This window comes from Parahaliea maris (assembly GCF_008064665.1).
Taxonomy (GTDB): Bacteria; Pseudomonadota; Gammaproteobacteria; order Pseudomonadales; family Halieaceae; genus Parahaliea; species Parahaliea maris.
Genome location: NZ_VRZA01000001.1, coordinates 31,995 through 47,015, shown reverse-complemented (window position 1 = coordinate 47,015; position 15,021 = coordinate 31,995). Strand labels below are relative to the sequence as shown.

12 protein-coding genes and 1 pseudogene are annotated in these 15,021 nt (G+C 62.0%); 8 read left to right on the top strand and 5 right to left on the bottom strand.

What is annotated here, in order from left to right; genetic code table 11:
• The first annotated feature begins 66 nt into the window (after positions 1–66).
• The gene (locus FV139_RS00195; protein WP_148066239.1) at positions 67–771 is read left to right on the top strand and encodes a winged helix-turn-helix transcriptional regulator; all 705 of its coding nucleotides are present in this window, start codon (positions 67–69) and stop codon (positions 769–771) included.
• 55 nt (positions 772–826) lie between these two features.
• On the opposite strand, the gene FV139_RS00190 is transcribed toward FV139_RS00195, so the two are convergent.
• Positions 827–1,351, bottom strand: coding sequence for a winged helix DNA-binding protein (locus tag FV139_RS00190; RefSeq protein WP_187276326.1), 525 nt, complete (start codon positions 1,349–1,351; stop codon positions 827–829).
• Between the two features lie 274 nt (positions 1,352–1,625).
• On the opposite strand from FV139_RS00190, the gene FV139_RS00185 reads away from it, so the two are divergent.
• From FV139_RS00185 to FV139_RS00165, 5 genes are read left to right on the top strand one after another with little or no spacing between them, the layout of a single operon-like run.
• Positions 1,626–4,097 (top strand): TonB-dependent receptor, encoded by a 2,472-nt coding sequence (locus FV139_RS00185; RefSeq protein WP_148066237.1) that lies wholly within the window; start codon positions 1,626–1,628, stop codon positions 4,095–4,097.
• 30 nt (positions 4,098–4,127) lie between these two features.
• A complete protein-coding gene (locus FV139_RS00180; protein WP_148066236.1) occupies positions 4,128–6,518 on the top strand; it encodes a xanthine dehydrogenase family protein molybdopterin-binding subunit in 2,391 nt (796 codons plus the stop codon).
• Between the two features lies 1 nt (position 6,519).
• On the top strand, positions 6,520–7,392 hold the full coding sequence (locus tag FV139_RS00175; RefSeq protein WP_148066235.1) for an FAD binding domain-containing protein: 873 nt from the start codon (positions 6,520–6,522) through the stop codon (positions 7,390–7,392).
• A gap of 17 nt (positions 7,393–7,409) precedes the next feature.
• Positions 7,410–7,907, top strand: a complete 498-nt coding sequence (locus tag FV139_RS00170) for a (2Fe-2S)-binding protein (protein ID WP_148067007.1) — start codon at positions 7,410–7,412, stop codon at positions 7,905–7,907.
• A 3-nt stretch (positions 7,908–7,910) separates the two neighbouring features.
• Positions 7,911–8,471, top strand: a complete 561-nt coding sequence (locus FV139_RS00165) for an ureidoglycolate lyase (protein ID WP_148066234.1) — start codon at positions 7,911–7,913, stop codon at positions 8,469–8,471.
• Positions 8,472–8,539: 68 nt separating this feature from the next.
• Here the strand turns inward: FV139_RS00165 and FV139_RS00160 are convergent, their stop codons facing one another.
• From FV139_RS00160 to cysK, 4 genes and pseudogenes are all read right to left on the bottom strand, one after another.
• Entirely contained in the window at positions 8,540–9,010 is a 471-nt protein-coding gene (locus FV139_RS00160) for a pyridoxamine 5'-phosphate oxidase family protein (RefSeq protein WP_148066233.1), read from the bottom strand.
• A gap of 153 nt (positions 9,011–9,163) precedes the next feature.
• Positions 9,164–9,772, bottom strand: a complete 609-nt coding sequence (locus FV139_RS00155) for a carboxymuconolactone decarboxylase family protein (RefSeq protein ID WP_187276325.1) — start codon at positions 9,770–9,772, stop codon at positions 9,164–9,166.
• Positions 9,773–9,782: 10 nt separating this feature from the next.
• Positions 9,783–10,127 carry a glutaredoxin domain-containing protein gene (locus FV139_RS21175; protein ID WP_235898525.1) on the bottom strand — a complete coding sequence of 115 codons (345 nt, stop codon included), beginning with the start codon at positions 10,125–10,127 and terminating at the stop codon, positions 9,783–9,785.
• 96 nt (positions 10,128–10,223) lie between these two features.
• A pseudogene (cysK, locus tag FV139_RS00150) lies at positions 10,224–11,264 on the bottom strand (cysteine synthase A); the annotation flags it as partial.
• Positions 11,265–11,448: 184 nt separating this feature from the next.
• On the opposite strand from cysK, the gene FV139_RS00145 reads away from it, so the two are divergent.
• The gene (locus tag FV139_RS00145; RefSeq protein WP_148066230.1) at positions 11,449–14,427 is read left to right on the top strand and encodes an ATP-binding protein; all 2,979 of its coding nucleotides are present in this window, start codon (positions 11,449–11,451) and stop codon (positions 14,425–14,427) included.
• A complete protein-coding gene (locus tag FV139_RS00140) occupies positions 14,408–14,938 on the top strand; it encodes a nickel-binding protein (protein ID WP_187276324.1) in 531 nt (176 codons plus the stop codon). The genes FV139_RS00145 and FV139_RS00140 overlap by 20 nt, the downstream gene beginning before the upstream one ends.
• Positions 14,939–15,021 lie beyond the last annotated feature (83 nt).

Here is a 15,021-nt window from a genome sequence, read left to right as displayed (position 1 = left end):
AACTACTTCACAAGTTGCAGCGTTGCACTACACTTTATGAAGTAACCCACTACCAGAAGAGAAGTCATGCCAGAAAGCGGTTACGGGCAGTTTTGCCCGATCTCCAAGGCCCTGGAGATCCTTGGGGAAAAATGGACGCTATTGATCATCCGCGAACTGCTGATGGGGGGGACGCGGTTCAATGAATTGCAACGCGGGCTGGCGTCGATTTCCCCCTCACTGTTGACCCGGCGACTGGCCAGCCTGGAACAGGACGGCCTGCTGGCCAAGCGGAAAATCGCCGGCCAGAAAGGCTACGAATACTTCCCCACGGAGTCCTGCAAGGAACTGCTCCCCGTGCTGGAGCAGGTGGGGAGCTGGGGTATGCGCTGGGCCCGCAATAACCTCGTCGAAAACGATTTCGACATCGAACTGCTGATGCTTTACATGGAGCGCAGCATCGATCCGGAAAAGTTGCCAGGGCGGCAGGCGGTGATCTGTTTCAATTTCACCGACGTCACGGAATTCCAGCGCTGGTGGGTGGTGGTGGAAGAGGAAGACGTCGATGTCTGTGTACACGACCCGGGCAAGGAAGTGGACGTCTACATCAACGTTGAATTGCGCGCCATGTGTGAACTGTGGATGGGTGACGTCAGCTACCGCAGGGCCCAGGCCGACAAACGCCTGCAACTGCTGGGTGACCCGGCGCTGACACGCAGCATTGGGAGTTGGATCACACCGAGTATCTTCGCCGGTATTGAGCCCGCCACAGCCATCGTTGCGGCCCAATGAACTAGCAGGACATTGTCATCGGCCGCGTTGCACTCGCCTTATCTTGAAAGCGTCATTACTGGCGCGCACTGATTTTCCGGTTCATCACCGTTTGCGTCGCCTGATCATACACCGCCGTCATGCGCTCGATGGTACCCGCAGAACGCTTTAACGCCGTGTCGAAATCCTTCAGGTCATCCAGCAAGCGGATCAGGATTTCTTCCCGCAACCGGGCGTATTCGCTGGTGGCCTCCATGCCCTTGTCGGTGAGGCGATAGCCCGCTTCCCGCTTCGAACTCCCCGTGACCCGTTCGATCAGGTCGTCCTGCTCCAGTTTCTTGAGTGAGTACTGCAACGTGGAGACATCATTGCGGTTGAGGAACATCAGCAACTCGGACAGATTCTGGGCGCCACCGCACATTCTGATCGAGTGCAGCAGGGCAACGGACCGGTAGCTCAGGGGAGAACCGGAGGCCGACTTCTGTAACACCGTGCTCCAACGACTGAATGCTTCGATGGTGCGAATGATGGCGAGTTCGACACGAGTCAGTTCAGCAGCCAGCTCCGAGCTGGACATGTAATTTTCGTTTTCGTTAGTCATTTTCATTAAATTCAATAGGTTAGGGATTTTCAAAGACAAACAGTACAGCTAATAAATGGGCATAAAGCATGTAAATTACATGCAATAACCATAAATAATTGCCATAGAAATAGCTAGATTAAAATAAGTTGACCTCGCTGTAGAGCCTGATAAGTTTTTTAGCCATCCCGGGTGCCCGCATCCATCTGGTCCGAAGCGACCGCCAACAGGCGCAGAGACCAGGCTTTACCAACAACGACTTGGAAGAGGCCGCTCTGGCCTGTAGGGGAGAACCATGCGTACACATAACCGGACATCAGTACTCGGCCTCGCCGTTGCCACGGCCATTCCACTGCTCTCAAATGCCTCGGTTTCGCAGGCTCAGACCGGCGTAAGCCGCGGCGGCCTGGAGGAAGTGATTGTCTCTGCCCGCCGGGTGGAAGAAACCTTGCAGGAAGTGCCTGCCAGTGTATCGGTGTTGACGGAGGATGCGCTGCGTCGCACGGGTGTCACTTCAGTAGAGGGTGTTGTCGGTCTGACACCCGGCGTTACGATCGTGACCAACTCGACGGAAGTGGGCGACACACAGATCAACATTCGCGGTATCAATGGCGCCCGGGATGCCGAGAACAATGTGGCCCTGGTGGTCGATGGCATCCTGAAAACCAATACCGCACAGATCGCCCAAATCCACGGGAGCCTGGTACAAACCGAGGTGATGAAGGGGCCGCAGGGCGCCTACTACGGCCGCAACGCAGCTGCTGGCGCGGTCATCCTGACCACCAGGAAACCCGGGGAAGAGTTCTCTGGCGATGTCGCGGTAAAAGCCGGCCAGCAGAATCACCTGGGTGTCACCGCCGTCATCGATGGCCCCCTGAGCGACAACGCCGGGTTCGTGCTCTACGGCGATCACTATGAATCTGACGGTTACTACCGCAATCGCAGCCCGGTACCGACTGCTCGCGGGAACACGGTGGACGCGCGGGACAATGACACCCTCGGTGCCCGTCTCGTATTCACGCCGACCGATACCCTCGAGCTTGACGTCAAAGCGCGGTATTCGGAATACGAGGGTTCAGCGCTCACCTTCAATCCTGTCTTCAGCCTGCCCGGCTTTGCCGCGGCCCTCGGTGACCCTCTGTTCGACGAGGACGTCAACGATCACAACTACGACTTCATCGGCAATATCAAACCCGAAAACACCCAGGAGACGACAGAGTTCTCCGTGAAAGGCACCTGGGACCTGGACGATTACACGGTGACCGCTTGGGGCTTGTACTCGGACGTCGAGCAGGCCTGGATCGCAGACAGTACAGCGGCCTCATTTTACCGCTTTGAATTGCAGCCCTCCTGTCGGCAGACAGCCGTAGAGATTTTCAATTCCGGTTATCTGCTGCCCAGTCCACAGGTGTTGCTGCCGGACCCCTTCAGTTCGGTGTATGGTCCCTTTGGCCCGACCACTTGTGACGGCACCCAGTACCAGGCCCGGGCTCAGGAGGACCTCAGTGCGGAAGTACGCATCGCCTCCGATTATGACGGCCCCCTCAACTGGTCGGCTGGCGCCTATTATCTGAACCTGGAACGGGAAACGTCAGTCTCCATTGCCGAGGACCAGGGGCAGGGCGCGATTCTCCAGCCCTATAACCCCCCGGAGTCGATCAACCCCACCTCCCTGATGTTCGCCGACCGTTTCGACACGGACGTCTATGCGGTATTCGGCTCGCTGGACTATGACATCTCCGAGCGCCTGGATCTGTCTTTCGCACTTCGCTACGACCGCGAAGAGCGGGAGGTGAGCAGTCGCGTGCCGAACGTACTGGACCCGGCCACGGGAGCTCCCATCAACCCCGGTCTGCCAGCCGAGGGGACCATACCGGATGCCGGGAATACCTACTCCAAATGGCAGCCAAGGGTAAGCCTGAATTACATGCTCAGCGATACCTGGAATACCTATGCGAGCTGGGGGGTAGGATTCAAGGCAGGTGGCTTCAACAACCAGGGTAGCCGCCAGATACTGGAAGAGAACTACAACATCCCCCTGGGCTCCGGGCTCGACATCACCGATGAGTACGGTGAGGAAACCTCCAGTGCGTTCGAGCTGGGCGCCAAGGGCACCTTGGCGGATGGACTGGTGACGCTGGATATCGCCGCCTACTACACCGAAGTCGACGATATGCAGTTCTTTGAGTTCTTTACCGGCTCATTCGGCTTGCTGAGAGTGGTTTCGAATATCGACAAGGTGGAAATCTACGGTGTCGAAACTACCATCAATGCCGCACTGACCGACAATTTCTCGGTATTCGGCAGCGCGGCAGTCAACGACAGTGAAATTATCGATAACAGCGCCCGCCCGGGAACCGAGGGCAACAAGTCGCCCTATACCGCGGACTATACGTTCAACGTCGGCGCCCAATACATCCTGCCCCTCGGTGATGACATGGAACTCTCCCTGCGCGCTGACTGGCGTGTAACGGGCCCCACCTGGTTCCACACGGTACAGGAGAATGAGATACGGACGTCATTCGATCTCTTCTATCCGGGCCTGGGCTTCGCGGATTACTCCAAGTCCGAGCGGGATGCCTACGACACCCTCGATCTGCGCATCATGCTGGCTGCGCACGATTCCTGGCGGATTACCGCCTACGGGACCAACGTGCTCGACGAAGATATCGTCGCCGAAGTGATCCCGGCCGTGGAGTTTGGCGGGTCCTTTGTTTCCCCCGGCGCCCGGAGAACCTTCGGTGTCGAACTGGGTTACCAGTTCTAGCAGTACGGCTTGCGCAGGAGGTTTTACGGTATGAGCACCAGTCAGGCAGACAGCAAAGGGTATGTGGGCAAGTTCGTCCGTACCAAGGAAGGACGGGCCCCGTTGTTGGGGAAAGCAAAATACACCAACGACTACACTTTCGCCGGACAGTTGTACGCCCACATCCTGCGCAGCCCCCACGCATCGGCTGTGATCAACAGCGTCGATGTTTCCGGCGCGAAAAAGGTGGCGGGTGTCCGCCTTGTGATGAGCGGGCGGGAGGTGGCCGAGTACACCAATCCCATTACGGACTATCTCGACCCGGCTGTATTCGGTGGTAAGTCCGCGGACATTCGCCCGATGGCGGTAGACCGGGCCTGGTGCTTTGGCCAGCCCGTCGCCATCGTGGTAGCGGACGATGCGAATATCGCGCGCTATGCAGCCTCCCGTATCCAGGTGGACTATACGCCCCTGGAGGCGGTGACCGATGCCGAGCAGGCACTCGCCGAGGATGCGCCGCGGGTGGTACCGGAATGGGACGACAATCTCCTGATGTACGTGCCATTCGTGTTTGGCGATACCGACAGTGCCTTTGCCTCGGCGGCGCATGTTGTCAGCACCGAGGTCGGTATTCACCGGTTCTCCACCCAGCCGATGGAAACCCGCTGCTACAACGCGGTGTGGGAGCACGATACCGAGAGCATCACACTCTACGCGACCTCCCAGAATCCCCACCCCTTGCGATTGGTTCTGGCTGAAACCCTGCGCATGCCGGAAAACAAGATTCGGATTATCGCTTCAACCATCGGTGGAGCGTTTGGCATGAAGATGCATGGCCACCCGGAAGAATCCCTGTTGTGCCTCATGGCAAAGTTGACCGGGCGCCCGGTGAAGTGGGTCGAAAGCCGTGAGGAGTGCCTGCTGATCGGCGCGCGCGAGCAGCGGCACTACCTCGAAATGGCCTTCGACGACGAGGGGAGAATGCTCGGGTTGCGCGATCGCTTCTATGCCAACCTCGGGGCCCCCTCTGCCTGTCCGGGCTGGGGCATGGCCTTTCTCACGGGCCTGACCATGCCCGGCCCCTACCGGGTTCGCGATATCGACGTGCAGGTGCATGCGGTCAATACCAACAAGCCCTCCTGGAATGCCGCCCGCGGTTACGGCAAGGAGTCGACGGCGATCGCCCTGGAGCTGGCGATGGACCATGCGGCCCGCCAGTTGGGTATGTCCCCTGTGGAACTGCGGCTCAAGAACTTTATCCGTCACGACGAGTTTCCCTATGGCAGCCCCACTGGATTGATGTACGACTCAGGCGATTATGGCGGTGCCCTGAGCAAGGCACTGGATGCTATCAATCATGAGGACTGGTTGGAAAAACAGGCGCAGGCGCTGGCTGAAGGGCGGTATATCGGCATCGGAGTTGCCTTTGAGCTTACGCCGGAGGGCGGTGCCATCCCGGGCACCATGGTCGCCGGTTACGATTCCAGTACCGTTCGTGTCGGCCCTGACGGGACCGTAAGAGTGCTGACGGGCATTACCAGCCCCGGTACGGGCAACGCGACCGGTATTGCCCAGATCGTGGCGGACGAGTTGGGCGTGGATATCGATCATATCGAGGTATTGCAGGGCGATACCAATGCGTCGCCCTACGGTTTCGGTAATTACTCGGGACGCAGCACCATCGTCGGCGGCGGTTCGGCCGCCCTGGCCGCGCAGGATGTCCGCAAGATGATCGACAAGGTCGCCGCCGCCCTGCTGGAAGTGGACCTCGAAGCACTGGAATTCCAGGACGGCCTGTACTTTGGCCGTGGCAAGCCGGGTACGCCGCTGTCTTTTGCCGAAGTGTGTTACGCCGCCTACACCCGGGCCTATGATGTGGCTCTGTGCATCGAGCCCCCTCTGGAAGTCACCCGGACTTTCCGCCCACCCTCGATTCGCCATACGCCGGACAAGAACGGTCATATCAATCCTTACCCCAGCTATTCCAATGCGGCTTACGTCAGCGTGTGTGAAGTCGACCGGGAGACCGGCAAGGTTGAATTGCTGGCAATTTCTGCCGCCCACGACTGTGGCAAGGTTATCAACCCGGTGTTGGTAGAAGGGCAGGCTTGCGGGGCGATCGGATTCGGCCTGGGAGGCGTGTTGAGCGAGGAAATTACCTTTGATGAAGGCGGTCGTCAGCTCACCCGCAGCTTTGTCGACTATGTCATGCCGCGCATGAGTGACGTCCCTGACATCACCATGGTGCATCACGATTCACCCAACCCGGATACCTATCTGGGGTTGAAGGGGGCCGGTGAGGCTGGCGTCGGCGGTTCCGCCGCCGCTGTGGTCAACTCCGTGAACAACGCGCTGCAACCGCTGGGCGTGCTGATTCACGACCTGCCGTTGAGTCCTCCCCGGGTCTGGGCCGCTATCCAGGCGGCGGAAGGAGGGCACTGATATGAGCCTGTATCCAATGTATGCGCGGCCGCGTTCCGTAGAGGAGGCCGTGGGTCTGCTGGCCGGGTTGAGTTCCGGTGCCGTGGTTGTCGCCGGCGGGCAGGAACTGATGCCGGCGGTGAATTCCGGCACCCTGATGCCGGAAGTCTTCATCGATGTCGCGGGAATCGAGGCGCTGCGCGGTATTGATTTCAATGAGGGTGTCCTGTCGATCGGGGCACTCACCGTCCACAGAGAACTGCAGGGGAATGCCCTGGTGGGTGAGCATCTGCCGTTACTCGCCAATAGCGCCTCGCAGGTCGGGGGTGGCTGGCAGGTTCACAACCGGGGAACGATTGGCGGCAACATCGTGGCCATGCATCCACTCTACGACATCGCACCGTCGCTGCTGGCCCTGGAGGTAGAACTGGAGATTGCCGATGAGTCCGGTGTGAGGACCACGGCGTTCGCGGATGTGCTCACGGACACCCGTCACGGCCTGGGCTCCGATAGCCTTCTGGTGCGCGTGCTGGCCAGGCCGCAGCCATCGGGTTCGTGTTGGGGCTACCAGAAATTCAAGAGTACCGGCGGCGCCTATGGCTCTGCCAATGCCGCTGCCATTGTGCAGTTGGACGGACAGTCGTTGTCTGCGGTCCGATTGGTGGTGGGCGCGGCTGCCGAGAAACTGGAAGTCATCGACCTGTCCCACATTGTGGGCAAGCCCTGGTCGGAAGACGTGGGGCGAACTATCGAGGCTGCCTGCCGAGAAGCCATCAGCCAGCCCCTTTCCGACCAGCAGGGTGACGCTGAATGGCGCAGGGCGATGGCGGGTGTCGTGGCCCGGCGTGCGGTGCAACAGGCGATTAATTCGCAGCGAGAAGAGGGGGCTGCCTGATGGAAGATTTGCTGCACATGAGCGCGCTTATTCAGTTGCGCATCGATGGCGAGTTGCATGAACTGGAGGTGCTGCCGAATGCCACCCTGCTGGATGTCCTGCGGGATGAAGTCGGTAAGAAGGGTACGCACATGGGGTGTCGTACCGGGCACTGTGGCGCCTGCACGGTAATGATCGACGGCAAGGTTGCCAAGTCCTGCATCACCCTTGCCGCCAGCCTGCCCCGGGCGACGATCACCACCATAGAAGGCTTGCAGCAGGATGGCGAGATGGGGCCGATCCAGCAGGCCTTCTGGGACGAGGCGGGCCTGCAGTGCGGTTACTGTGCACCGGGCATTCTGCTGAGCACGGCTGAACTGCTGGCCGACAATCATCAACCGAGCGCCGCCGAGGTGGATCAGGCGCTGGCGGGAAATCTGTGCCGTTGCACGGGTTACCAGAGTATCAAGCGCGCAGTGCACAGTGCCTGCGTTCGTATGTACCCGGACCAGGAAACCGGAATTGAGGAGGGTTGAGCAATGAGTGAAACAGAGCATCTGAAAATCAGGGTGGAAACACCCACCGCCGAAGCCTTGAAACCCTTTGGGGTTGTCCTTGGGCGCGATGAAAGCGTGGCTCCGTTGCCCATTGATCTCTATGAAGGCAGGGTCAAGGTGCGCCGGGCCGGCAAGTTTGTGTCGGATGACAAAACCGAGATGACGGTCTGTACCCTGCAACGCCGGCCGTATATTGCCGAGTACATGGAGCGGCATACCGAGCATACGCAGGCTTTCGTCCCTCTTGGGTCAAAGCCTTTTGTTGCCCTGTTCGCTCCCCCCAACGAGGAAGCGCTCCCTGACCTCAAGGAGATCAGGGCGTTTCTGTTCGACGGCTCCGCCGGATTCATGATGCACCGCGGGACCTGGCATGAGTTTCCCTTTGCTGTGCTGGATGATACCGACCTGCTGGTGATACTGCGCAGCGAGGCGACGGAAGGCCTCAAGAGTGATAACGTCATCGGCAACGAGGCCGTGGGTCCCGACCTGGAGAAGCGCGACATGGCGGCCAGGTTCGGGGTGAAAATTGAGCTGGAGCTGTAGTTCTCCCTGCTTTCATTGTGCAGCTTTCGGCTGCATCGCTCCATTCCGTTGAGTGTAGCGGGAGGAGTTTACTTGCCAGAGTTTGGCGCCGGGATATCGGCCATCCGCTGCCGATAATCCCAGCTGAATATCTGCGTAGGGTCGATGGATATCAGCACTTCCTCGGCCTTGCGCGACAGCAACCACTGGGCCAGGGAGGAATCAGTGCCGCCCAGGTAGCGCACCAGTAGCCGGTTCAGGGTGTCACGTTCACCCAACGGCGTCAGCCGGGCAGAGCCCTGCCCGCGAACCCCGTGGTAAGGGGGTTCATTCGGCGCGACCTCGAAGCCAACCCGGTTGTTTGCTCGCAACAGCCGTACCAGGTGTGACTTCTGGTGCGAGACACACTGCAGGGAGCCGTTATCAAGCAGATACCAAACCGAAACCACCACCGGGACCCCTTCAGGGTCCACGCAGGCTAACCGCAAGGGATAGACCGACTGTTCGAGAAACGACGAGACCTGGCTTTCCAACCAGGGACCTTTGAGTCTGGCATTCATGGAGGCAGCAATTCTCCGGTCGCGGGTTACCTCGGGATTGCTTCAGTATGCCCCGACATAAGGCTCGCTTGCTACCAGTGCGTGATGGGGAGGGCCGGTTCCAGCGTGTGGTGAGTGGGCTACCCTGGTTGATGCTCCTGCCAACACCTCCGCCTAACCAGGCACCGTGTTTGCGCCGCCATCTATTGGCCTTCCCACGACCAGTAACTCCCGCAACACCCGGTTCATCTGTCCCAACGCAGGGTCGGCCCGAACGCCCAGCGCATCCGGCACCCTCGCAAAAAAACAACGCGCCGCCGCCGCTGCCACCACGTCGAACACCCGGGCATCGCTGCAGCCCTGCTCGCGCAGGGCATCCACGTCCTCCTGCCGGACCGTGGACGGTGAGCGAACCACCTTGTCCGCCAGGGCCATCATGGCGCGCTCGGCCGCCGTCAGGCTGCTGCTGGAGGGTTCCTGCAGGATGGCAAGTAACTCCTCCTCGCTGAAGTGCTTGCGGCAGAGTTTACGGGTGTGGGCCAGCGCGCAGTAGGTGCTGCCCATGGCTCGGGCGGCGGCCAGTGTGATCAGGCTGTACTCTCGATCACTCAGTTCCTCCCGAATAGTGTCCTGCAACGCCGCCCAGGCTGACATCACCCGCGGGCGATGACTGAATACGGGGGCATAGTTGGGCAGGTAATCGAGCCGGCCCTGAAGTTGCCGATACATGGCCTGCACCTCCGCGGGGGCGTCGGCCGGGTCGATGGTGTTAATAAACGTCATGGCGATCTCCTCACGCGCTCTTGCGGGGGTGGAGCCACTGGGGCAGCAGACGGTCGATGTCGATGGGGGCAACGCCATCCAGTGAGATGCCAACGGCGGCCAGTTTCTGTTGCAGCGCGCCGCTGCGATAGGCCGTGAACAGTTCGCTGCAACCGCCGATGTGCTCGCCGCCAATGAATATCTGCGGGATGGTGGGGCTATCCACCTTTTGCCGCAGGGCTGCGCGGATACGGACGCCGCGGTCCTCATTCTGGAACTCGACAGAGTCGAGATCGACACTGTGGTACTCAACACCCAGAGCGCCGAACAGTTTGCGTACCGACCAGCAGAATTCACACCACTCCAGGGCAAACATAACGACCGGCTGTTGATCGATGGTGTCATCCACGAAGTGGCTGGCGCCAAAGTCTGGCACGACTTCGGTGACCGGCTGTGGCACGGAGCTGCCACCACCGAACTGGCAGCCCGGCGTGGAGTGGGACAGGGCCAGTTCGCCCTCATTCATGTCGACACTGATATCTTCAAACAGCGGCGTCGACAGGTAGCGCTCTCCGGTATCGGGCAGCATGCACACGATGTTGGTCCCGGGGGGAGAGCGGCGCGCCACCTGCAGGGCCCCGGCCAGTGTGGCGCCACTGGATATGCCTGCAAAGATTCCCTCCTGGCGGGCGAGCTCCCGCGCCAGTGACAGGGCCTCGTCTCCGGCTACCCCCACGACCTCGTCTACCAGCTCGGCGGTGACGGCGTCCTCGGTCAGGCGGGAAATGAAGTCGGGCGCCCAGCCCTGCATCAGGTGAGGCCGGAACAGCGGGTGACTGTCGCTGGGGGAACCATCGTCGTGGCGGGCCTGCGGGATGCCGCTGGCCATCACCGGGCTGTTGTCTGGTTCAACCGCTACCACGCGAGTCTGGGGGCTCGCCGCCTTGAGGCCGCTGGCTACGCCCTTGAGCGTGCCGCCTGTACCGAAACCCGATACCCAGTAGTGCAGGGTGTCATCGCCCATGTCCGCCAGAATTTCAGGGGCGGTAGTATTGCGATGGGCCTCTGCGTTGGCTTCATTCTCGAACTGGCGGCAGAGGTAGTAACCGTGGGTTTCTGCCAGCTCCCGGGCCTTGTTGATCATGCCGGTGCCTTTCTCGGCGGCGGGGGTGAGTACCACCTTTGCCCCGAGGAAACGGAGCAGTTTGCGCCGCTCCACGCTGAAGTTCTCCGCCATGGTCACCACCAGGGGGTAACCCTTCTGCGCACACACCATGGCCAGGCCGATGCCGGTATTGCCGCTGGTCGCCTCGATGACGGTCTGCCCGGGGCGCAACTCGCCGCTGCGTTCCGCCGCCTCGATGACCGCCCGCGCCATGCGGTCCTTGACCGAACCCATGGGGTTGAAGGCCTCGACCTTGACATAGAGGTTGACCCCTTCCGGGGCGAGTTTCTGCAACCGTACCAGCGGGGTGTTGCCGATGGTGTCGGTGATATTGTCGTAACGTGCCATGACGATCTCCTTAGCTGTTCAGTGCGGCCCGAAGTCGCCGCGTCATCTTCAGTGCCAATCCTGTGGCCAGAGCAGGGTAGTGAGCGTGTAAGTGAGCGTGGTTTTTTCACCGCCGACCGTGGGGGTTGGTTCGGTGGCTCCTTCATCTATAATCTGCGGATCACAACCACGGAGGGGGTGGTGGATGACGGCGGATCTGAGTCTGCGGGTGCTGGGTGACCTCAAGGTCAAGCGTGGCGGGGTGGCGCTCGCCCTGCCGCCGTCCCGCAAGACCCGCGGATTGCTTGCCTACCTCGCCCTCGACCCGCGTAACCACCGGCGGGAGCAGCTCTGCGAATTGCTGTGGGAAATTCCCGATGACCCCCGTGGCGCCCTGCGCTGGAGCCTGTCCAAGATTCGCAAGCTGGTGGATGACGAAGATCGCCCCCGAATCCACGCAGATCGCAGCACAGTCGGCTTTGATACCAGCGATGTGGCCATCGACCTGTGCCAGTTGGAGCAACTGGTCAGCGGTAATCTGGCGGCGGTTCCCACGGATTCCCTCGAAGCGGGTTCGGAGGCCTTCCAGGGCGGCTTTCTGGCGGGCCTGGAACTGCCCGACCAGAGCGAATTCCACACCTGGTGCATTGGCCAACGGGAGCGGGCCCAACGCCTGCAGGTGGAATTGCTGGGCTGCCTGGCTGAGCGCCTGCTGGACGACCCGCCGCGGGCCCTGGTTCATGTCGAGCGCCTGGTTGGCCTGTCGCCCTACGACGAGCCCGCCCGGGCCAGGCTGGTCTCCCTGCTCAGGGAGCAGGGCCGCAAACCGGAAGCCGAGCAGCACTATCGGTTGGGATTGCAGAAGTTACAGGAGGTGGGTGATCCCGGCAGCGGCCTGTTGCAAAAGGCCTGGCGCGGGGCCAGCCAGGGGGCGGGCCAGGCCCGGCCGGCAGAGCCGGCTGCGCAATCCTCTCCCGCTGCGGCCGCGGCCCACGACCTGGTCGGCCGCGATGATGAGATCGGCCTGTTAACCAGCCTGGTCGAACAACTCCCGGTCGCTACCCGGCCCAGTCTGTTGTTGATCCGCGGCAACCCGGGGCTGGGCAAGAGCGCCCTGTTACAGCTGACCGCCCGCATTGCCCGGGCCAAGGGCTACGGGATTCTCAAGGCCAGCGCCTTCGAGTCAGAGCAGGTGCGGCCCTTCGCGGTATGGAACGATGCCCTGCGCCGGGCCCTGCCGGACAATCCGGCCAGCCGCCTGCTGTCCGGAGGGGAGCCCATCACCCGGGACCAGGCCTTTGCTGCCCTCAATGACTTGCTCTGCGAGGAGGTGGGCAAGCGTCCCGTGGTCATCCTGTTCGACGATGTGCAGTGGTGCGACGAATCCAGTGTGAGCGCCCTGCATTACGTGCTGCGCGTCAGTGCACGCCAGCCCTTCCTGCTCGTGGCCGCCGCCCGGGAAACGGAGCTGCGGGATAATGCCGCAGTGCAGGCCGCGGTGCGCGACCTGCGCCAGAACCGCCTGTTGCAGGAGGTCCGCTTGCAGCCCCTGTCGGCTGAACTACTGTGCGAACTGATCGAGCGCGAGTGCCCGGGGGTGGATGCCGCGCGCCTCAGTGAGCAGTGCGCGGGGAACCCCTTGCTGGCCCGCGAACTGGCCCGGGCGGTGGCGGAGGGGGGCAGCGGCGAATCGCTTGCCGAGATGGTGCACGACAGGATGTCACGGCTGGAACCCGGGGTTGCCGAGGTGCTGCACTGGGCCGCCGTGCTGTCGCCGCGAATCAGCCTGAATACCCTGGTACAGGTGACCGGGCAGGAACGGGAGTTGGTGGAGCGCGCGGTCGAGGCGGCAGAGGGGCAGGGCATTCTGCACCCCGGCCCGCGGGGGTTCCGCTTTGCCCACGACCTGGTCGCGCTTGGCGTCTATCAGCAACTCAGTCCCGCGCGACAGCAGGTCATGCATCGGCGGGTGGCCGAATTGCTGGAGGAGGAGGCCGCCACCGACCTGTCGCTGGCCGCCGACCTCGCCCATCACGCGACCCGCAGTGGCGACCCTGCCCTCGCGGTGCGGGGGCTGGTGTCTGCTGCCCGCCTGTGCCTGCGCTTTTACGCCAACGACGACGCCCTGGAACTCTACCGCAAGGGCCAGGAGCTGGTGGCGGTGCTGGACCCCTGTGATCGCGTGTGCCTCACCCTTGAGCTCTGCGACGTGCGTATGAGTGCGGCCCCCCTGGAGGACTGGCGGGCCGCGGTGGAAGAGTACGTTGCGCTCGCCGAGCAGGCCCTGGATTGCGGGGCCCTTTCCCACGCCAGGCTGGGCTACCAGATGGCCAGCTATGTCCGCTGGATGCACGGTCAGTGGTCCGATGCCCGGCGCGATTCGCTGCAAGCCGAACGGGTGGCCCGAGCCGGGTCCGAAGAGGCGCATATCCTGGGTATGGCCGAGGCCGCCAAGTGTCTGGTGCTATTGGAGCGAGACCTGCCCCAGGCGGACGCCATGGCCATGGAAGCCGGCGCCCTGGCCCGGCGCGCCGGTGTGCAATGCCAGGCCTTACCCACGGCACTGGGCCTGTTGCGGTACTACGAAGGGCGCATGGAAGACGCAGTGGATCATCTCGAGGAGGCCCGTACCCTGTGCAAAGCGCGGGGTGACCGCCTCAATGAGTACATGGCGAGCGAATACCTCGCGGTGGTAGAGGTAGAGCGGGGTGATTATGCGGCGGCCCTGGACCGCTGCCAGACCTTGCTGGAAATCGGTACCCGGCTGCGGGAGGGCAGCGAGTACCCCTTCGCCTGCGCCATGCAGGCCCTCAGCCGCTATGGCCTGGAGGGTGACGACGGGGAACTGGAGGCCGCGATTGCCGCGGTGCGCACGGCCGATGCCAAACAGCGCCTGACCTTTCTGCTCAATCGCGCCGCAGCGCTGGATATACAACATGGCCGCCATGAACAGGCGCTGGCGCGGGCGTCCGAGGCCCTGGAGTTGGCCCGGCTCATGGAGAGGCCGTCCGAGATTCTGCTGGCCCGGGTCGCGCTTGAGCAACTCCGGCGGGGCAGTGAAGACACTGAACCGGCGGAGCCCGGAGAATTCGATGAGGGGGCCGCAGCGCCCTGGGCCCGGGAACGGGCCGCCACCCTGTTCCCGAGAGAAAGGAGGAAAACCCATGACCGACGTCGTTCTTGAGCGGGAGTTTGACAAAGCCATGAGCACCGGTGGATTCGCCGAGATGGCTCATGAGGTGGTGGGTTGCCTGCCACTGTACCGGGTGGAATGGCAGGAAAGCCTGCTGGCGGAAGACGGCAGTCGCCTGGTCTGCCGCTTTGTGGCGCCGGATACCGAATCCGTGCGCATGATCTCCCGCGACTACCCGGCTCGCAACCGCACGGCCTGGGCGGGCGCAGTCCATGACACGGGGCGGACCGAGGCCGTTGCCGTGGTGGTGGAAAGACGCTTCGATAGCGAAGCGGACCTGGATGCCCTGCAGGCACAGGAGGACGCCCATGCCTGGTGCCTGGAACAGCACCGGGTGACCTTCTTGCGCACTTTCCTCTCGGGTGACGGCAAGCGCATGCTCTGCCTGTACCACGCCCCGGATGCGGAGTCGGTTCGCCTCGCCCAGCAGCAGGCGGGTATGCCGGTTGAGCGGGTCTGGGCTTGCCGCGGCTTCAGCCCGGCGAACTTCCCCGGTGAGTAACTGCCTGAAAATCTGAAAAACCACGCACGTTTCCACGTTCACTCTCACGCTGGCTGGCGAGACTGGTTGCATCGGCGGGACAC